Raw genomic sequence first — 15,439 nt, 5'->3', positions numbered from 1 at the left:
CGGCGGCATTAGGGAGGTGGCCCCGCCCTTGCCCGTCCCGTGGCAACTCCCCAGCCGAAAGGGTGGTCCAGCTCAGTGGCAACGTCAACTACCGTTCCGCCGGTCACTGTGCAGGACACAATCTTGGCTTCCTGCCGCCCCGCAACGTCTGAAGCAACCGAACACGGTTCACCCGAAGTGAGGCCCCTGGCGGCGTCCGCCCCCGCGAGCGCTGCCAGATCTGCCGCGGACGCAGCCCTCGAAGCCAAGACCCCGGCCTGGGCCAGGAAGAGCACGCCGAAGAGCAGGGCAATCACTACCGCGCCCAACACCAACGCGAGGACCGTTCCCGCCCCGCGTTCAGGGTGCACAGGAACTCCCGACTGGTTCATGGACTGCTTGCCCCTGAACCACCTGACTCTGCACGGCCTGGTGCACTGCCGGCTGAGTCAGTGCGGCCTGACTCTGCACGGCCTGGTGCACTGCCGGCTGAGTCAGTGCGGCCTGACTCTGCACGAGCGGAAGCCGACGCTGTCAACGTCCAGGGGATTAACGGTCCCAGCGCTCCCCCGACCCGGGATGACGCTGTCACCGTGAGCCATCCATCGCTTTCAGTAAGGGTCGAAGTGGTGGTGTCACCGGCGAGCCTTGTGACGATTCCCTCCACTGTTCCGCCGGTCTCGCCCCGAGCTGACGCCCGGGCTCCGGCCGTGGCAGCTTCTTCCAACCGCAGTTGCGTGATCCCCGCAGCGCCGCCTGCCAACAGGAAGGCCAAGAGCAAGACCACAGCCGGCAAGGCAACGGCAAACTCCGCTGTCACGGCTCCTGATTCCGCCCCGTCCCTCTTCCATCTGGATGGTGGTCCTGCGCAGGCAGCAGGTGACCTCCCGCCGGCAGGCAGCACGTGCATCATGGCAAGGACAGTGCAGTGCGGATCAGGTTGAGCAGGAAGCCACGGACTTCTTCACTCCGAAGGATGACCACCAGCAGGCCGGCCAGACCCACCGCGGCCAAGGTAGCGATCGCGTACTCTGCTGTGGCCATACCGCTTTCGGAGCCCAGGAGCATTCCCCGTGTCCGGAGCTTTTCCCCGATCCTCCGATAGCTCCTCCGCTGCCGCCGGCCAGGCCGCCTCCGCAGAGAAGCATGGTCCTCGACCAAATCCGGGTTTCGGGCGGCCAGCGGCCCCCGTAGGGCCAGAGCATCGCTTGGTGCGGAGACTTGGAGGCTGGTTCCACCGCCCCCTGACTCCACTTGCCCTAACCCGGAATCCTTGAATTCCTCGAGCTCAAATTGCTCAATACCAAACGCCCTCATGCCGGGCTTCCCTGCAGTGGTTCCCCGGTCCAGCCACGTCCGGTCCAACCAGACTCGATCCGTGCCTGCAGAGCGACGACCCGGACGGCGGGCAGGTCCGGGCCTGAATAGTGTTTTCACAGTGGATTCCTTTCAAGAAAAACCAGCGGATCCGCCGGCTGGTTCGACTCTTCCGTGGCTCAGCCACGGCCAAAAGAAGCGGATTCTTCCAAGTGGATAACCCATGCAAATGGCCCGGATGTGGAGGGAGAGTGGCCATTATTCACAGCGTGTATTTGCATGCTTCCTGCCCGGTTCATCCGGCAGGAAGCATGGCTATCAGGACGGGTACTATCCCCAGGCAGATGAACGCGGGCAGTGAGCAAAGGCCCAGTGGCACCACCAGTTTCACACCCAAGGCTGCGGCTCTCTTCTCCGCAGCCCTGAACTGTTCACGCCGTTCCCTGGCAGCCTGGGCGTAAAGGATCGATGCCGAGGGCGCACCCGTCAGCGCTGCAAATGCCAGTGCCTCTTTGAGGCGGACCACCTCGGGGATGTGCTCAGTGGGTGCCCGCCACGCCGTTTCCCAATCGGCCCCTATGGCAAGGGCGGCCACCACTGGCCTGAGCGATTTCCTGATGGGAGGGGAGGCGCATCCGGAAATAAGTTCAAGTGACCGCCCAATACCAGCGCCGGCGTCGAGCATTGATGCCACCAGCTCCAGCATCATGGCGGTGTCGTGGAGGCCATCGTCCGGAGCCCGGCGTGCAGGACCGGTCGGCGACGAGTCACCTTCGCCGCGAATCAGTAATCGAGCCCTGGCACGGACCGGTCCGGCGAGCCAGATGGACGCCGCCAGGCCCAGGACAATAACCATCAACAGCGCTGCCATCACGTGCTCCCGGTCGCAGAGGCCACCAGGCGTGAGGACCAAACCCGGCCGGCCACGGTCAGGAGAATGCCAGCCACGAACGTGGCGACACCCAGAATGTTGTCCAGGAGGATTCCCAGCGGGTCCACACCAAGGCCCATCCCCAGCAAGAGCCCGAACACTGGGAGCCACGACAGCAGCCTGACCGTGGCTTTTGGCCCGGCGAGCGCCGTTTGCCGGGCGGCTTCTGCGTCTTCTTCGGCTTCCAGTTGGGCAGCAAAGCGGGTCAGGAGGTCAGCAAGCGGACAGCCACTTGTTTCTGCAACTTCCAGGCATGCCGCCAGTTCCATCCATACACGTCGTTCGGAACTTCCCCGCCGGGGATAGCTCCGCGCGGCGGTGTCCCGGATTGCTTCAGCCGTAGGATTTCCCAAGCTGGATGCCGCCCTGGCCGCGGCCACCACCAGCAGCGATTGCGTGCTGAGGGTAATTGTCCCCCGCTGTGCCACCGTGTCCGCGGAGCCATCCTTGCTCAACCGGGAGCCATGGACCATCCACAGTTCGTCCCATAATCGGGACGTTCCCCGCCCACCACGCAATAAGGCCGCAAGCTGTTGGACGAGCACAACCAGCGGCAAGGACTCTGTGCGCTGGGTCCGCCAGGGACGGCGCAGCCCCACACCCTGCCGGGCACTGCGTGCGGCACCCATGCCTCCTTGAGGCTCCCCCAATCTCTTCCGCACCCGTCGATCATCAACGCGGCTGCCACGGAAGTGCTGCCAGGCCGCGAGGGCTGCAATGAGGACAAAGGCAGCGATCATGTGCCGGACCTGGGACCCGGTGACCCGGGACCTGGTGACCCGGCATCCCGGAACCAGTCCAACCCCGCGGGCAACGCCGGGGCAAGCCTGCCGGCAAGGGCCGGCCAGGCGGGCCCGCATGTCATCCCGGTGGGGTCCCAGTGGAGGGCGGAGAGCACTTTCTGGCCCTCAGCGGTATCAGTCAGTACCCCTATGGAGGCCACTTTCCTTCCCGCTGGCGTCCGGTCCACATGAATGACGACGTCCAAGGCACTGGAAACCTGGAGCCGTACGGCCTCAGCGTTCAACCCCGCCAGCGCACCCAGTGCCACCAACCGTGCAGGGACGGCCTCTGCCGTGTTGGCGTGGATGGTCCCACCACCGCCTGTGTGCCCGGTGTTGAGGGCCGTCAGCAGTTCACGGACTTCAGCGCCACGGCATTCTCCAACGATCAGCCGGTCCGGCCGCATTCGCAGTGCTTGGCGGACCAGTTCGCCAAGATCCAGGGCACCCCCACCCTCAAGGTTTCCGTGCCGGGATTCAAGGGTTACCACATGGGGGTGGACGGGGTTGAGTTCGGCAGCGTCCTCGATCAGGACCAGCCTCTCGGACGGGTGGCTCAAACCGAGCATGGTGGACAGCAGTGTGGTCTTTCCCGAGCCTGTGGCTCCGCTGATCAGAAAGCTAAGCCTTTGGCTGATGATGGCCTTGAGAACCCACTCGGCTTGCTCCGAGAACATGCCGCTCTCCCTCAACTCCGCAAGGGTGAAGACATTCTCGCGGCGAATACGAATGGAGAGAAGTGTTCCGGTGGTGGAGATCGGCGAAAGAACCGCATGCACCCGGTATCCACCGTTGAGCCGGACATCGACGCAGGGCGACCCATCATCCAAACGACGGCCACCGGCTGAGACCAAACGGGACGCCAGGGATCTGACCTGTTGCTCAGTCTCGAAGTGCACCGGTGACCGTTCCAGCCCTTGCCCTCTGTCCAGCCAGACGGAGTTGGGGCCGTTGACGAAGATGTCCGTCACGGCCGGATCCTGTGCCAACTGCTGCAGGGGTCCCAACCCGTTGAGCTCAGCGTTGATGGATTCGGCCGCTTCGAGGGCGCCGGCTGTGCCCAGCAACCTGCCGCTTGCCTGGACAGCCGCTGCCACCGTGGACGGAGTGACTGGCCCGTTGCCTGCCAGGACAGACTCCCGCACGGTCTCAAGGAGCAGGGAATCGAGTTTTCGGCCTTGCCTTCGCCGTGTTGCTTCGAAACGGTTCATTGAATGGCACCGTTCAGTTCCAGCACGGACAGGGCCAGGCGGTTGATGGGCTTGCGCCGGCCGAACTCAAGAATGCGGCCGAGTTCAGTGCCGGCCGCCACGCCCCTCATCTCGGGGAGGACACCCAGCAATGGCAATCCCAAGGACTCCGCGATGAGGCCGGCATCAACAGAGGAAGCACTGCTGCCCCGCACCACCAGCCCAGCGTCCGTGGGAGGAAGTTCATTGAGGATCCGCCCTGCTGCAACTGCGGATTTAAGGTGCGCCCGTGCGAGCAGGATCAACCGGTCGCAGTCCCAGGCGAGGTTGCGCACTCCTTCTCCGCTGCGCCCTATGTCCACGAGGATGAGCTCAAAGCTGCGGCGCGCGGCGTCCATGACGGCAGCCACTGCCCTGGTGTCCGGGCTGTGGAATGCGTCCCTGGTGCCGGGCCATGACAAATAGGCAAACCCACCGGCGAATGGCAAGGAATCGCGAAATTGCACGGGATCAATGTGCCCGCGGGTCTCAGCGAAGTCGGGCCACTTCAGCCCCGAAACATCCTCTGCCGTCACAGCCAGTTCAAGGCCGCCTCCCCAAGGATCGCCGTCGATGAGCATGGTGCTGACGCCGTAGTCCGCAGCCGCTTGCGCCAGCCAGATGGCTGTAGTGGTAGCCCCCGCGCCGCCACTGCCACCAATGATCCCCAGGACCATGCCCCCGGGATCGGGGGAACCGGACATGCTGAGGTGCTCGGCCAACCATGCGGCAGCTTCGGGAAGGACGGCAACCCGTTCAGCCCCGAGGACAGCCGCCAGCTCCCACAGCCCGTCCCCATCTGTTGCCTTCCCCAACAGCACTGTGGGAGAGCGTCGTCGAGGGGGCAACTCCCGGACATCGCTGCCCACCAAAACGACGTCGGCGCTCTCCCATCCGTGCAAGGCCTCGACGATGTCAGCAGCGGTTGTGATGTTTCCACCCGCGGCGGCCACAATCCGCTTGGCCTCTTCCTGCAAGTAAGGGTCCGAGGAGACGAGCAGTATTCCGGCAGAATCATGGGGAACCCAAACTCCGTCCATTTCCGCTTCCAGTGGCTGGTTTGTGGCTTGCCGGTGCCGGCGTTCTCGCTTGCTCATGAATCCACCCTTGCGGACCTTCGGGAACACCATCAGGATCCGAGACCCGTATGTGCACAACCTGGATGGAACCGGCTGCCCGGGGCCACATGTGGAGGAACAGTGCAGGGCAGCACCACGCACAACGCACCACCACGCACAACGCACCACTACGCACAAGGCAGAATAGAGACCATGTATTTGCTGCTCGCCGCCCACCCGGAAGGCGCAGCCATACAAAGAATTTCCCCCACCGGCAAGCCCACGGCGGACGCGCGCGTGGTCACGCGAGGTGAGCTTCCCGGCGTCGTGCGTGAGTTCGAAACCCAGCGGCCCCGCTGGGTGTGGCACCGCGCCATGGACTGGTATCCGGAACTGCTGACCCACGGTGTGGAGCTGGAGCGATGCCATGATCTGGCACTGTGTGGAGCCATCCTGGCGCACTCGGAATTCACGGCGGACACCGGCTACGCCCGGCATGCCGTCAAGATCACGCAGGACGATGACTCGGCTCCACCGCGCGCTCTTCAACCACCGCCCCCTCCTGCGGACCAGGGGGCCTTGTTTGAAGATCCTGCCCCGTCCAACCCCAAAGCGGGGCTGGCCGAACTCCGGGAGGAATTCGCAGCCCAACAACAGGCAGTGGCTCAGGTGTCCAGCGATGAGCAGCGGAAGCAACGGCTCCAACTGCTGCTGGCAGCCGAATCAGCCTGCGCCATCATCGCTGTGGAGATGCAACACGCCGGCGTCCCGTGGCGCGAAGAGCTGCATCAGCAGATCCTCGCCGACGTCCTCGGACCCAGGCCGCCCCAAGGACGGAGGCCTCCGGCCCTCGAAGCTCTCTGCGCCGAGCTCCGCAGCCTCCTGAACTCCCCTGGCCTGAACCCGGACTCCCCCCAGGACCTCATGCGGGCCCTCCACCGGAACGGTATAGAGGTCAAGAGCACGCGCCAATGGGAGCTGCAGGAGTCCAAACACCCCGCCATCCAGCCCCTGCTCGCCTATAAGAAACTCTCCCGCCTCCACACGGCCAACGGCTGGGCATGGCTGGACGCATGGGTGCGGGAGGGCAGGTTCCACCCGGAATACGTGGTGGGCGGCGTCGTGTCCGGCCGCTGGGCTTCCCGCGGCGGCGGTGCGCTGCAGATCCCGCGGAACATCCGCGGTGCGGTCCATGCCAATCCCGGCCACAAACTCATCGTCGCTGATGCCTCGCAACTCGAACCGCGCGTGTTGGTGGCGCTTGCCCAGGACACAAAGATGGCCGAGGCCGCCCGCGACAAAGACCTCTACGCGGGCATTGCGGCCCAGGGTTTCGGCGGCGACCGGGCCAAGGCCAAGATTGCCCTGCTGGGAGCAATCTACGGCGCCACTACTGGCGAATCGGGCAGGCTCATGCCGCAGCTCACGCGCACCTATCCGCGCGCCGTCGGGTTCGTGGAGCAAGCCGCCCGCCAAGGCGAGGCCGGCAGGACGGTCACCACGAGGCTTGGCCGAAGCAGCCCGCCGCCGTCGTTGGGCTGGTTGCGCAGCCAGCAGTCCACCACTGCCGAAGAACAGCGCCGCGCGGACAACCTGGCCCGCTCCCGGGGCCGCTTCACCCGCAACTTCGTAGTCCAGGGTTCGGCTGCGGAATGGGCGGCCTGCTGGCTCGCTGAATTACGACGGCGGCTGCGGGCCATGCGCGCCGAAGGCTTGCCTTCCGGGGAGCTCGTCTTCTTCCTGCACGACGAAGTGATGGTTCACGCCCCGGACGACGCGGTGGAAGCCTGTATCCAAGCCATCGAGGAAGCAGCCGCCGCGGCCAAGGAGCTCATGTTCGGACGAATCCCGGTCGAATTCCCGGTGAGCATCGCCGTCGTCGAGTCCTACGACAAGGCGAAGTAGCCGCACAGTACCCACAACCTCGTGGACTATCCAGTCATATCTCGCCATATGAGGCGGAATGACCGGTACCGCCAAGTAACTTTCGTTCTCCCCTGGTTCTGGCTACTTTCGCTATGTGGATACATTGTTTTCCACATTTTTCTGCGCGGAAGCACAAGGGGGAGCATCAATGGCCGGCAGGTTCGAAATTCTCAAAGACAGCGACGAGACGTACAGGTTCCGCCTCACCGCCGCCGACGGCACGGTTGTGGCCGAATCGCCCACGTACGGACACCTTGACGGTGTCATTGCAGGCATCAAGGCCGTGCGGGAGAACGCCGCTACCGGGCTGATAGTGGACCGTTCGACGGCGGCGCGCAAGGCCGCCTGACAGCGAACCAGCGCTGCGGTCATTTTTCAAAAGTCGGCCGCGCTCCCTCGGATTTCCGGCGGGAGTGCAGATGAGTGTGACATGAGAATGTCAGGAGTACCCTGGCCTTCAGGCACCGGCGATGCCCCTGGCATCAGATAGAGTGCGCGCCATTCGATCGAGCTTGGTCACCACGAGCGTATCGCCGACCGGCTTGCGGACAGCATTCTGAGGCTCACGAGAGGTCGGTTTAGGTATTCGGACTGGTTTTACCCCAGACGAATGGAGGTTGGTTGGCCCGAGCTGTGGCGAGCTCGTCGCATGTCGACTAAAAGTTGGTCATGCATCGAGGCCGGCCCAGGAGTAGCGCTTCGAGAAACAGAAGGTCTGTGTGTCACCAGGGCAGGTAGTCGGGAGCTTCGTCGACGAGTCCTTCGTGCCTTGACGTCAGGCGAGTCGCCTTAGGAGCAGCGCTACACACGGTGGAACTCATCCTGAAGCTATTGTCGACAGCGTGAGTCTCGTGACCGAAGAGAATGGAACGAACCTTGGCGAGTGATGATGGTGTGGGGTCGGGCGTCGGAAAAGATCATTGGATGGGCGAACTCACTAAGGGAGACCTGCGGTTAGGGAAGAAGGCTGTTAGGTTCAAAACCGTTCTTTGTGCAATCGGATTTGTGCTCGGTCTGGGGATCACGATTTTCGTGCTTTTGAGTGTCCCCTGGGACACCCGAATGCCCTACGACGGGAAATTCAGTCGGGATGGGAGCGGCATACCGATGCAGATCGCCATGCTTCCCTGTTTGGCACTCCTTTTTGGTTTGTGGCGCTCCGGGAGGAAGCTTGACGCGCATCATATGGGCAAAGGGTCGCGCATCGCTTATTACATCCTCGCGCCGACTCTCATCGTGGGGTGCGTCTGGGGCCAGTGGGTTATGGGGGAATCGATCCTGACCGCCGGTGGATACTTCACTAGGTAGAGGCCCACGGGAGCAGCCAGAGGTTTCGGTAGATCTGGTGCCGAGGTTGCCGTCGATTTACTGTTCCAGCTCCCCAGACCCGGAAGACCGGTACATGGGCACGTAAGAAAGGCCGACGTTGGGAAAGTACTTTGAGCATGAAGTTTTTTGGGGCTTCTACCTGGAAGACAGTTGGGTACTGGACATCTATGCAAGCCGAGGACAGCTTGTCATCACGGCGGAGTTCGTACTGACCGAGGAACACCCCTCATATGCTCCGGCACGCTTCGGAGAGCAATACTGCTACCGCAAGGGGGTGCTGGTGTTCGAAGGTGTAAAAGATCTGACTTGGACGGGTCAGCTCAGTTCCCGGCCTTCGCGTGACCCTGACGGGTCAGTTGACTACGGCAATATCGACTCACTCATCATCGAGGGAGACCACTACACCGTTGAAGGTGGTCTCGGCACAATCGGCCTCCACGCTGCATCCATCCGCGTGGCACTGGTCTCGGACGGCACGATTCTCACTTCGCCCGGCGCCGCTACCAACCTCTAGCGCGCGTCCGGTGAAGGATCCAGTTACGCTCGTAGGCAAGGCTATGAAGGATCATCAGGCAACCTTGTCCATGTTCTGCTCCTACTCCGTCGAAGTCTACGGGCAGCATGCCTGCTCGCCTGGCCTGCCCAAGACGCTTCTTCGATAGCAATGATGACGTTGTCATCGACCTCGCTGGCGGGAAGTGAAGCCAGCCAGGGCACGGAAAGGGAAGTCCAATAGTCCATCTGAGTCGCCACCGCTGTCCTCGGAATCGCTGCCAACGGAACTGCTGAAAGCAATGTCCCAGACAACATGGACAACTCACGCTCACACGCTCCAAGTTCAGCTCGGACTTCCTCGTAAGGACGTTCAAGACACGGAAGCAGCCCTATCGGAATCTCCAGATCGAGCTGCCTTTTAGGCCGCGTCTCATCACCTATGTAGAGGACGTCCCCAACGAGACCGAGCCATGAGTGTTGCCCAAGCCTAAGTATCCGGGTCCACGATGGGTGCATTAGACCAGTGTGAAATACGGAAGACGGGACTGCAATGACGAAAACCGGGCCATCGCCGGTGGAGTGGAGCGCCATCCGGTAATGAATCCTTAAGACCGCACGCGACGTGTCCCTAAGCCCATCCTCTATGGAGCATAAATTCGCAGTCCAGACCACTTCTGACATTCGGTGCAGTCAGCTTCTGAAAATGACAGCTACTCAGACCCGTGGCGCTGCCGAAAGACACCTGTTGCTAGAGGTCGACGTCGCGCAGCTTCTCCGTGTCCCAGGGGACGGTCCAGCCCAATTCGTCGAAAAGTCCGCTCAGGATCATCCCGGTAAAGCCCCACACCAGCACTCCGTTCACAGTGAAGCCAGGACTGGTGTAGGTGCGGCCGAAGCGGGTGATGGTGGCGGTGACGCGATTGGCTGGATCCAGGAGGTCGCGCACCGGCACCCTGAACACTTGCGCGGACTCAGCGAAGTCCACTACGCGGACCGGCGATGGCTTGTCCCACCAGCCCAGCACGGGTGTCACCCGGAAATTGCTGCGGATCAGCCCGAGCTCGGGAATGACGCCGAGCACACGGACACCGCTGGCGTCGAGCCCGGTTTCCTCGACGGCTTCCCGCAATGCCGCAGCCACCACCGACTCATCCTCCGGGTCCACCATGCCGCCGGGGAAGGCTACTTGGCCGGGATGGTCATCCAGGGTGTGTGCGCGCTCCAACAAGAGGACATCAAGGTCTGCCGGGGCTATGGGGCGGTCGGACTCTGCGGGTACGTCATCCAGCACGCCGAAGAGCATGAGCACTGCGGCAGGCCTGTTGGTTTCGGGGATGACGGGGAGCTTCTCCCACAGAGCAGAGTGCTGCTGTTCGCCGGCCTCGAACCGGGTCACCAGCGCCGAGAGTTCTTCAAGCGCGGTCACCCGGGCCTCCTTTGCGATTCCATGCGGATTTCCGCGGCGCGGTGGGTCTCCGCCAACAGTTTGTCCAGCAGTGCCTCATTGCCCGGGGCGAGCTCGTACTTCAACAGCTTGGCTGCTTTGACCGGATCCGTCTCGCCGTCGCCGTAACTGGGGCAGAGGCTGGCCACAGGGCAGGCACCGCAGGCGGGCTTCCTGGCGTGGCACACCCTGCGGCCGTGGAACACCACCCGGTGCGACAACATTGTCCAGTCCCGCGGTTCAAACAATTCAGCGACGTCGAACTCGATCTTCACGGGATCATCGGACGCTGTCCATCCAAATCGGCGGGCCAAGCGCCCAAAGTGCGTGTCCACCGTGATTCCGGGGATGCCGAACGCGTTGCCCAGTACCACGTTGGCGGTTTTCCGACCCACGCCGGGCAACGTCACCAGGTCCTCCAGCTTGCCGGGAACCTGGCCGTCGTACTCGTCCACCAGCCGGTTGCTGAGTGCCAGGACGTTCCGCGCTTTGGCCCGGAAGAACCCGGTGGGCTGAAGGATGGTCTCCAGTTCCACGGGATCAGCCTCTGACATGGCCCGCGCATCCGGGTACCGGGCAAACAGGATCTTGGTGACCTGGTTGACCAGGACGTCCGTGGTCTGTGCTGACAGAACCGTGGCCACCACCAGCTCAAACGGATTCCGGAAGTCCAGTTCGGCGTGCGCGTACGGATACTTTTCCGCCAGGACCCGGTTGATCTTGCGGGCCCGACGTTTAAGTGCGAGCAGCGAACCAGCTTCAGCGATGGCCACGGGGTCCCTGCCTAGCCGCGTTCGATGTTGCTGAGCTCCCGAAGAACCCCAACCTTGCCGTCGGTATCCTGCACCAGGAACTCATGGCCGCGGTCCTCCAGCGCCAACACCCAGCCACCCGGTTCGATGGTGAAAGCAGGGGTGCCCGTGTGTTCGTCGTACGCCGTCCGCGGTTGGGCAACAGCGAACCAGAACGCCTCGTATTGCGGTGAGTCGGAGTCGTCCGGACGACTGGCGGGATCCACCGTGGCACCGATCGATTCGCTGACCCGACGGGTGTCGCCGGAAACGATGGGAGTGGCCATGGTGGCAGCCCACGGCTGTTGCGCGGCTGGCTGTTGAGCGGCGTGCTGCGTTGTGGCAGGTTCCGCCGCGTGCTGCGTTGTGGCAGGTTCGGCGGCGACAGGGGAAGTTGCGACTTCCGGCTTCACTTCAGGACCCTTCGCGGCTTCCGGTACCGGCTCAGCGGAAGGCGCGCTACCGCCGGCAGGAGCCGGAGCCGCCACGCCCGGTGCAGGGCTGCCCACGGTTTCCTGGTTGCTCCCGGCGGCGGAGCCAACGGCTCCAGAGTGGCCTTCCGGAGCGCTGGCGGCCGGACTGACGTCCGCTGAATGCACGACGGCGGGTGCCTCCGCAGCGTCCGACGACGCAGTACCGTAGTTGGCTGGCGGAGCGAACGGGCTGGATCCTGTGGCCCCGGTACCGCCAGCGCCAACCCCACCGACAGCGGACGCACTAGCACCGCTGGTAGCTGCACCAGCACCGCTCGTAGCTGCACCAGCACCCGCGCCGGGAGCCCCGGCAACCAATCCTTGCGAGCCTGCAGCCTGCGAACCGGAGTCGTGAGAGCCGGGAGCGTTAGCGGCGGGAGCGTAAGAGCCGGATGCGTTAGCGGAGGATGCGTGACCGGCGGGAGCCTGGAAACCGGGGGCCGATCCAGCCGTAGCCGGCCCTGCGGCCGGAGCGGGGGTTACGGGTTCCTTGGGTGCTTTGGGAGCGGCCGGCTTGCGGCTGGGAATTGCGGCCTCGCGGGCTACCACGTGGGCCGGGACTTCCGCGCGGCCCTTGAAATCAGCTGACAACCAGGGAAGGTGCGGTGCCAGGACGGTGGCGGCCAGGAGGCCCACTGAACCGATCAAACCCAGCAGCACGCCGCCATTGAACGAGTTGGCGATGGTCAGGAAGAAAAGCGGAAAGGCGAAGGACGCCGTGACGGACGCGAACTGGTCAACGGACAGTGAACCCACCCGGACGACGGTTCCCGGCTTCAATCTGCGGGCGACGAAGAGTGCCACCACAACCAGCGGCAGGATGATCCCCAGCAGCAGGAAGAAGAGGTTGCCAAGGTTCCAGAGGTTGTAGCGCTCTCCGAACATCGGCAGCAAGGACGCAACAAACATCAGCAGCGCTGAGCCGAAAACAGTGAGGTCCCGGATGGTGAAGGGGCCTGCGACGGCGTCGTATTTAGTGGCGTCTTTCTTGGCAGCATCAGGATTTGCACCAGCGGTGGCACTTGGTGCGGTGGCCGTTCCAGCCGTGGTCTCGGGCCCCGTTCGCGGTGTGTCGTGCGGGCCTGGGCTCAGCTGGTTCATCTATTTCTCCTTCGTACGGCGGCGTCCTGGGCAGTCCGGACAGGCGACCCCCGCAGGAATCCGCGGAAAACCGGCCACGCTCAAGGTGCGTCCCAAGACTTCTTCAGCCTATGCCACCCCACTGACAGGGTTCTAGCTGAAAACGGCCTTCCGGCTTCGCCCACAGCAAACTCCAAGGTTCCTTACAGATCGCGGCCTGCAGTTGCCCCGTAACAGCGGCGGGCGGGAGCCGCCGTCGTACGTCATGTAAACGGTTCCCCGCCGCCTGAGGCGCCATTCGTCGCTAAATCCGCGCCGCTCGCTGGCACGTTTGTGACGACGCGCACGTAGGACCTTCCGAAGCGATAGTGTTGATGGCGGACAGCACTCTGCGGACCTTTCGGGGAGACGTTCGACGCCGACGACGGCCCGGGCGGGAACCTCGCGACAGGTTCCGCGCAGCAAAGATCGATGAATGATGAGGTTCACATGTCCCAGGACACCACCGGATCCACGGCCACCGCTGCAGCTTCAACTGCTCAGAACGGATCGGCCGCACACGTCGAGGCACTTGAAAACCTCCTCCACGAGAACCGCAAGTTCGCGCCCTCTGCAGAGTTCGCCGCGAACGCCGTGACCAGCGCTGACGCTTATTCAGAGGCAGAGGCGGACCGTCCCGCGTTCTGGGCCAAGCAGGCACGCGAGTTGTTGACGTGGGACAAGGACTTCACCGAGGCGCTTGACTGGTCCAACCCGCCGTTCGCCAAGTGGTTTGTCGGTGGCGAAGTCAACGCTGCGTACAACGCGCTGGACCGCCACGTTGAGAATGGCCTGGGCGACCGCGTTGCCATCTACTTTGAGGGCGAGCCCGGGGACACCCGCACCTACACGTATGCGCAGTTGACCGAAGAAGTGAAGAAGGCTGCCAACGCTTTCGAGTCCCTCGGCGTGGCCAAGGGTGATCGCGTGGCTGTGTACCTGCCCATGATCCCCGAGGCCGTCATCACGCTCCTCGCCTGTGCCCGCATCGGCGCCGTGCACTCTGTGGTGTTCGGTGGCTTCTCCGCGGATGCCCTGCGTTCCCGGATCGAGGACGCCGAAGCCAGGCTGGTGGTCACCGCCGATGGCACCTACCGCCGCGGCAAGCCGAGCGCGCTGAAGCCCGCAGTGGACGAAGCCCTGTCCAAAGAAGGTCATACGGTCCAGAACGTTGTTGTGGTCAAGCGCAACGGTGAGGACGTCAACTGGGTGGAGGGCCGCGATCTCTGGTGGTCTGAAACGGTTGATAAGGCAGCAACCGAGCACACCGCCGTCGGGCACGACTCCGAGCACCCGCTGTTCATCCTTTACACCTCCGGCACCACAGGCAAGCCCAAGGGCATCCTGCACACCACCGGCGGCTACCTCACTCAGGGCGCCTACACGCACAAGGCCGTATTCGACCTCCACCCCGAAACGGACGTGTACTGGTGCACCGCCGACGTCGGATGGGTCACCGGCCACTCCTACGTCACCTACGCTCCGCTCATCAACGGCGCCACCCAGGTCATGTACGAAGGCACCCCGGATTCCCCCCACCAGGGCCGCTGGTGGGAAATCGTGGAGAAGTACAAGGTCTCCATCCTGTACACCGCCCCCACTGCGATCCGGACGTTCATGAAGTGGGGCCGGGACATCCCGGACAAGTACGATCTCTCCTCCATCCGCGTCCTGGGCTCAGTGGGCGAATCCATCAACCCGGAAGCCTGGATGTGGTACCGGGATGTCATCGGTGCAAACGCCGGCAAGAACGGCGAAAAGAAGGAACACCCGGCTCCGATCGTGGACACCTGGTGGCAGACCGAAACCGGCGCCCAGATGATCGCGCCGCTGCCCGGCGTCACGGCCACCAAGCCCGGCTCAGCCCAGGTTCCACTGCCGGGAATCGCGGTGGACGTCGTGGACGAAAACGGCCAGTCCGTGGCCAACGGCGAAGGCGGCTACCTGGTGGTCCGCGAACCGTGGCCGTCCATGCTGCGCGGCATCTGGGGCGACCCGGAGCGTTTCAAGGACACCTACTGGTCACGTTTCGAGGCCATGTACTTCGCCGGCGACGGCGCCAAGAAGGACGAAGACGGCGACGTCTGGCTCCTGGGCCGCGTGGACGACGTCATGAACGTCTCCGGTCACCGCCTCTCCACCACCGAGATCGAGTCCGCCCTGGTCAGCCACCCATCCGTGGCCGAGGCCGCCGTGGTTGGTGCCGCCGACGAAACGACCGGCCAAGCCGTCGTCGCGTTCGTCATCCTCCGCGGTGACGCCGTGAACAACGGCGACGAAACCGTCCTGGAACTGCGCAACCATGTGGGCAAGGAAATCGGCCCGATCGCCAAGCCCAAGCAGCTCCTGATCGTGCCTGAACTGCCCAAGACACGGTCCGGCAAGATCGTCCGCCGCCTCCTCAAGGACATCGCGGAAGGCCGCGATACCGGCGACGCCACCACACTGGCAGACCCCGGCATCATGCAGCAGATCGCGGATTCGCTCCGTAAGTAAGCAGTAAACGACGGCGCCGCTCACCATCGGTGGTGAGCGGGGCCGTCGTGCTTTGGAGCAGTTGCGTGAC

14 protein-coding genes and 2 pseudogenes are annotated in these 15,439 nt (G+C 63.7%); 5 read left to right on the top strand and 11 right to left on the bottom strand.

Translation table 11 applies throughout. From position 1 onward, the window contains the following. Window positions 1-8 precede the first annotated feature (8 nt). The 7 genes and pseudogenes from BLQ01_RS00240 to ssd all read right to left on the bottom strand — a co-directional run bounded on the left by BLQ01_RS00240 (window position 9) and on the right by ssd (window position 5,335). Window positions 9-371: an Rv3654c family TadE-like protein gene (locus BLQ01_RS00240; protein ID WP_026541364.1), complete on the bottom strand. Its 363-nt coding sequence runs from the start codon at window positions 369-371 to the stop codon at window positions 9-11. Beyond that, window positions 368-889, bottom strand: a complete 522-nt coding sequence (locus BLQ01_RS00235) for a TadE family type IV pilus minor pilin (protein WP_254779206.1) — start codon at window positions 887-889, stop codon at window positions 368-370. The genes BLQ01_RS00240 and BLQ01_RS00235 overlap by 4 nt, the downstream gene beginning before the upstream one ends. Beyond that, window positions 889-1,053, bottom strand: a pseudogene (locus BLQ01_RS22830) (DUF4244 domain-containing protein); the annotation flags it as partial. The gene BLQ01_RS00235 and the pseudogene BLQ01_RS22830, both read right to left, overlap by 1 nt. A 538-nt stretch (window positions 1,054-1,591) precedes the next feature. After that, window positions 1,592-2,167 carry a type II secretion system F family protein gene (locus BLQ01_RS00225; protein WP_043431948.1) on the bottom strand — a complete coding sequence of 192 codons (576 nt, stop codon included), beginning with the start codon at window positions 2,165-2,167 and terminating at the stop codon, window positions 1,592-1,594. Next, window positions 2,167-2,967: a type II secretion system F family protein gene (locus BLQ01_RS00220; protein WP_091549687.1), complete on the bottom strand. Its 801-nt coding sequence runs from the start codon at window positions 2,965-2,967 to the stop codon at window positions 2,167-2,169. The genes BLQ01_RS00225 and BLQ01_RS00220 overlap by 1 nt, the downstream gene beginning before the upstream one ends. Continuing rightward, window positions 2,964-4,220, bottom strand: a complete 1,257-nt coding sequence (locus BLQ01_RS00215) for a TadA family conjugal transfer-associated ATPase (protein ID WP_091549686.1) — start codon at window positions 4,218-4,220, stop codon at window positions 2,964-2,966. The genes BLQ01_RS00220 and BLQ01_RS00215 overlap by 4 nt, the downstream gene beginning before the upstream one ends. Then, complete coding sequence (gene ssd, locus BLQ01_RS00210; RefSeq protein ID WP_254779076.1) at window positions 4,217-5,335, bottom strand: septum site-determining protein Ssd; 1,119 nt, start codon at window positions 5,333-5,335, stop codon at window positions 4,217-4,219. The genes BLQ01_RS00215 and ssd overlap by 4 nt, the downstream gene beginning before the upstream one ends. A 174-nt stretch (window positions 5,336-5,509) precedes the next feature. Between ssd and BLQ01_RS00205 the strand changes: the two genes are divergently transcribed. Then, a complete protein-coding gene (locus BLQ01_RS00205; RefSeq protein ID WP_091549685.1) occupies window positions 5,510-7,201 on the top strand; it encodes a bifunctional 3'-5' exonuclease/DNA polymerase in 1,692 nt (563 codons plus the stop codon). A 169-nt stretch (window positions 7,202-7,370) separates the two neighbouring features. Next, window positions 7,371-7,571, top strand: coding sequence for a YegP family protein (locus BLQ01_RS00200; RefSeq protein WP_026541370.1), 201 nt, complete (start codon window positions 7,371-7,373; stop codon window positions 7,569-7,571). A 117-nt stretch (window positions 7,572-7,688) separates the two neighbouring features. Here the strand turns inward: BLQ01_RS00200 and BLQ01_RS22825 are convergent. Continuing rightward, window positions 7,689-7,775 (bottom strand): annotated as a pseudogene (locus BLQ01_RS22825) (recombinase family protein); the annotation flags it as partial. A gap of 371 nt (window positions 7,776-8,146) precedes the next feature. Between BLQ01_RS22825 and BLQ01_RS00195 the strand changes: the two are divergent. Both BLQ01_RS00195 and BLQ01_RS00190 read left to right on the top strand, forming a co-directional pair. Further along, window positions 8,147-8,530, top strand: a complete 384-nt coding sequence (locus BLQ01_RS00195; protein WP_091549684.1) for a hypothetical protein — start codon at window positions 8,147-8,149, stop codon at window positions 8,528-8,530. 118 nt (window positions 8,531-8,648) lie between these two features. Further along, window positions 8,649-9,065: a hypothetical protein gene (locus BLQ01_RS00190; RefSeq protein WP_091549683.1), complete on the top strand. Its 417-nt coding sequence runs from the start codon at window positions 8,649-8,651 to the stop codon at window positions 9,063-9,065. A gap of 729 nt (window positions 9,066-9,794) precedes the next feature. Here BLQ01_RS00190 and BLQ01_RS00185 read toward each other — a convergent pair. The 3 genes from BLQ01_RS00185 to BLQ01_RS00175 are packed head-to-tail and all read right to left on the bottom strand — an operon-like array spanning window position 9,795 to window position 12,855. Continuing rightward, window positions 9,795-10,472 carry an NUDIX hydrolase gene (locus BLQ01_RS00185; RefSeq protein WP_026541376.1) on the bottom strand — a complete coding sequence of 226 codons (678 nt, stop codon included), beginning with the start codon at window positions 10,470-10,472 and terminating at the stop codon, window positions 9,795-9,797. Next, window positions 10,469-11,263 (bottom strand): endonuclease III, encoded by a 795-nt coding sequence (gene nth / locus BLQ01_RS00180; RefSeq protein ID WP_091549682.1) that lies wholly within the window; start codon window positions 11,261-11,263, stop codon window positions 10,469-10,471. The genes BLQ01_RS00185 and nth overlap by 4 nt, the downstream gene beginning before the upstream one ends. Window positions 11,264-11,274: 11 nt before the next feature. After that, window positions 11,275-12,855, bottom strand: a complete 1,581-nt coding sequence (locus tag BLQ01_RS00175) for a hypothetical protein (protein WP_091549681.1) — start codon at window positions 12,853-12,855, stop codon at window positions 11,275-11,277. A gap of 468 nt (window positions 12,856-13,323) precedes the next feature. Here BLQ01_RS00175 and acs point away from each other — a divergent pair, with 468 nt between their 5' ends. Continuing rightward, window positions 13,324-15,369, top strand: coding sequence for an acetate--CoA ligase (gene acs, locus BLQ01_RS00170; RefSeq protein WP_091549680.1), 2,046 nt, complete (start codon window positions 13,324-13,326; stop codon window positions 15,367-15,369). Window positions 15,370-15,439: the final 70 nt, after the last annotated feature.

The organism is Arthrobacter sp. UNCCL28 (assembly GCF_900102805.1).
GTDB classification, from domain to species: Bacteria; Actinomycetota; Actinomycetes; order Actinomycetales; family Micrococcaceae; genus Arthrobacter; species Arthrobacter nicotinovorans_A.
This window is presented reverse-complemented; position numbering and strand designations above follow the sequence as displayed.

What these genes read in the sequence shown, in the direction of transcription:
- acs (WP_091549680.1), top strand. Translation starts at nt 13,324, where the DNA reads ATGTCCCAGGACACCACCGGATCCACGGCCACCGCTGCAGCTTCAACT.
- BLQ01_RS00215 (WP_091549686.1), bottom strand. Translation starts at nt 4,220, where the DNA reads ATGAACCGTTTCGAAGCAACACGGCGAAGGCAAGGCCGAAAACTCGAT.
- BLQ01_RS00200 (WP_026541370.1), top strand. Translation starts at nt 7,371, where the DNA reads ATGGCCGGCAGGTTCGAAATTCTCAAAGACAGCGACGAGACGTACAGG.
- BLQ01_RS00220 (WP_091549687.1), bottom strand. Translation starts at nt 2,967, where the DNA reads ATGATCGCTGCCTTTGTCCTCATTGCAGCCCTCGCGGCCTGGCAGCAC.
- BLQ01_RS00195 (WP_091549684.1), top strand. Translation starts at nt 8,147, where the DNA reads ATGGGCGAACTCACTAAGGGAGACCTGCGGTTAGGGAAGAAGGCTGTT.
- BLQ01_RS00225 (WP_043431948.1), bottom strand. Translation starts at nt 2,167, where the DNA reads ATGGCAGCGCTGTTGATGGTTATTGTCCTGGGCCTGGCGGCGTCCATC.
- ssd (WP_254779076.1), bottom strand. Translation starts at nt 5,335, where the DNA reads ATGAGCAAGCGAGAACGCCGGCACCGGCAAGCCACAAACCAGCCACTG.
- BLQ01_RS00235 (WP_254779206.1), bottom strand. Translation starts at nt 889, where the DNA reads ATGCACGTGCTGCCTGCCGGCGGGAGGTCACCTGCTGCCTGCGCAGGA.
- BLQ01_RS00240 (WP_026541364.1), bottom strand. Translation starts at nt 371, where the DNA reads ATGAACCAGTCGGGAGTTCCTGTGCACCCTGAACGCGGGGCGGGAACG.
- BLQ01_RS00205 (WP_091549685.1), top strand. Translation starts at nt 5,510, where the DNA reads ATGTATTTGCTGCTCGCCGCCCACCCGGAAGGCGCAGCCATACAAAGA.
- BLQ01_RS00175 (WP_091549681.1), bottom strand. Translation starts at nt 12,855, where the DNA reads ATGAACCAGCTGAGCCCAGGCCCGCACGACACACCGCGAACGGGGCCC.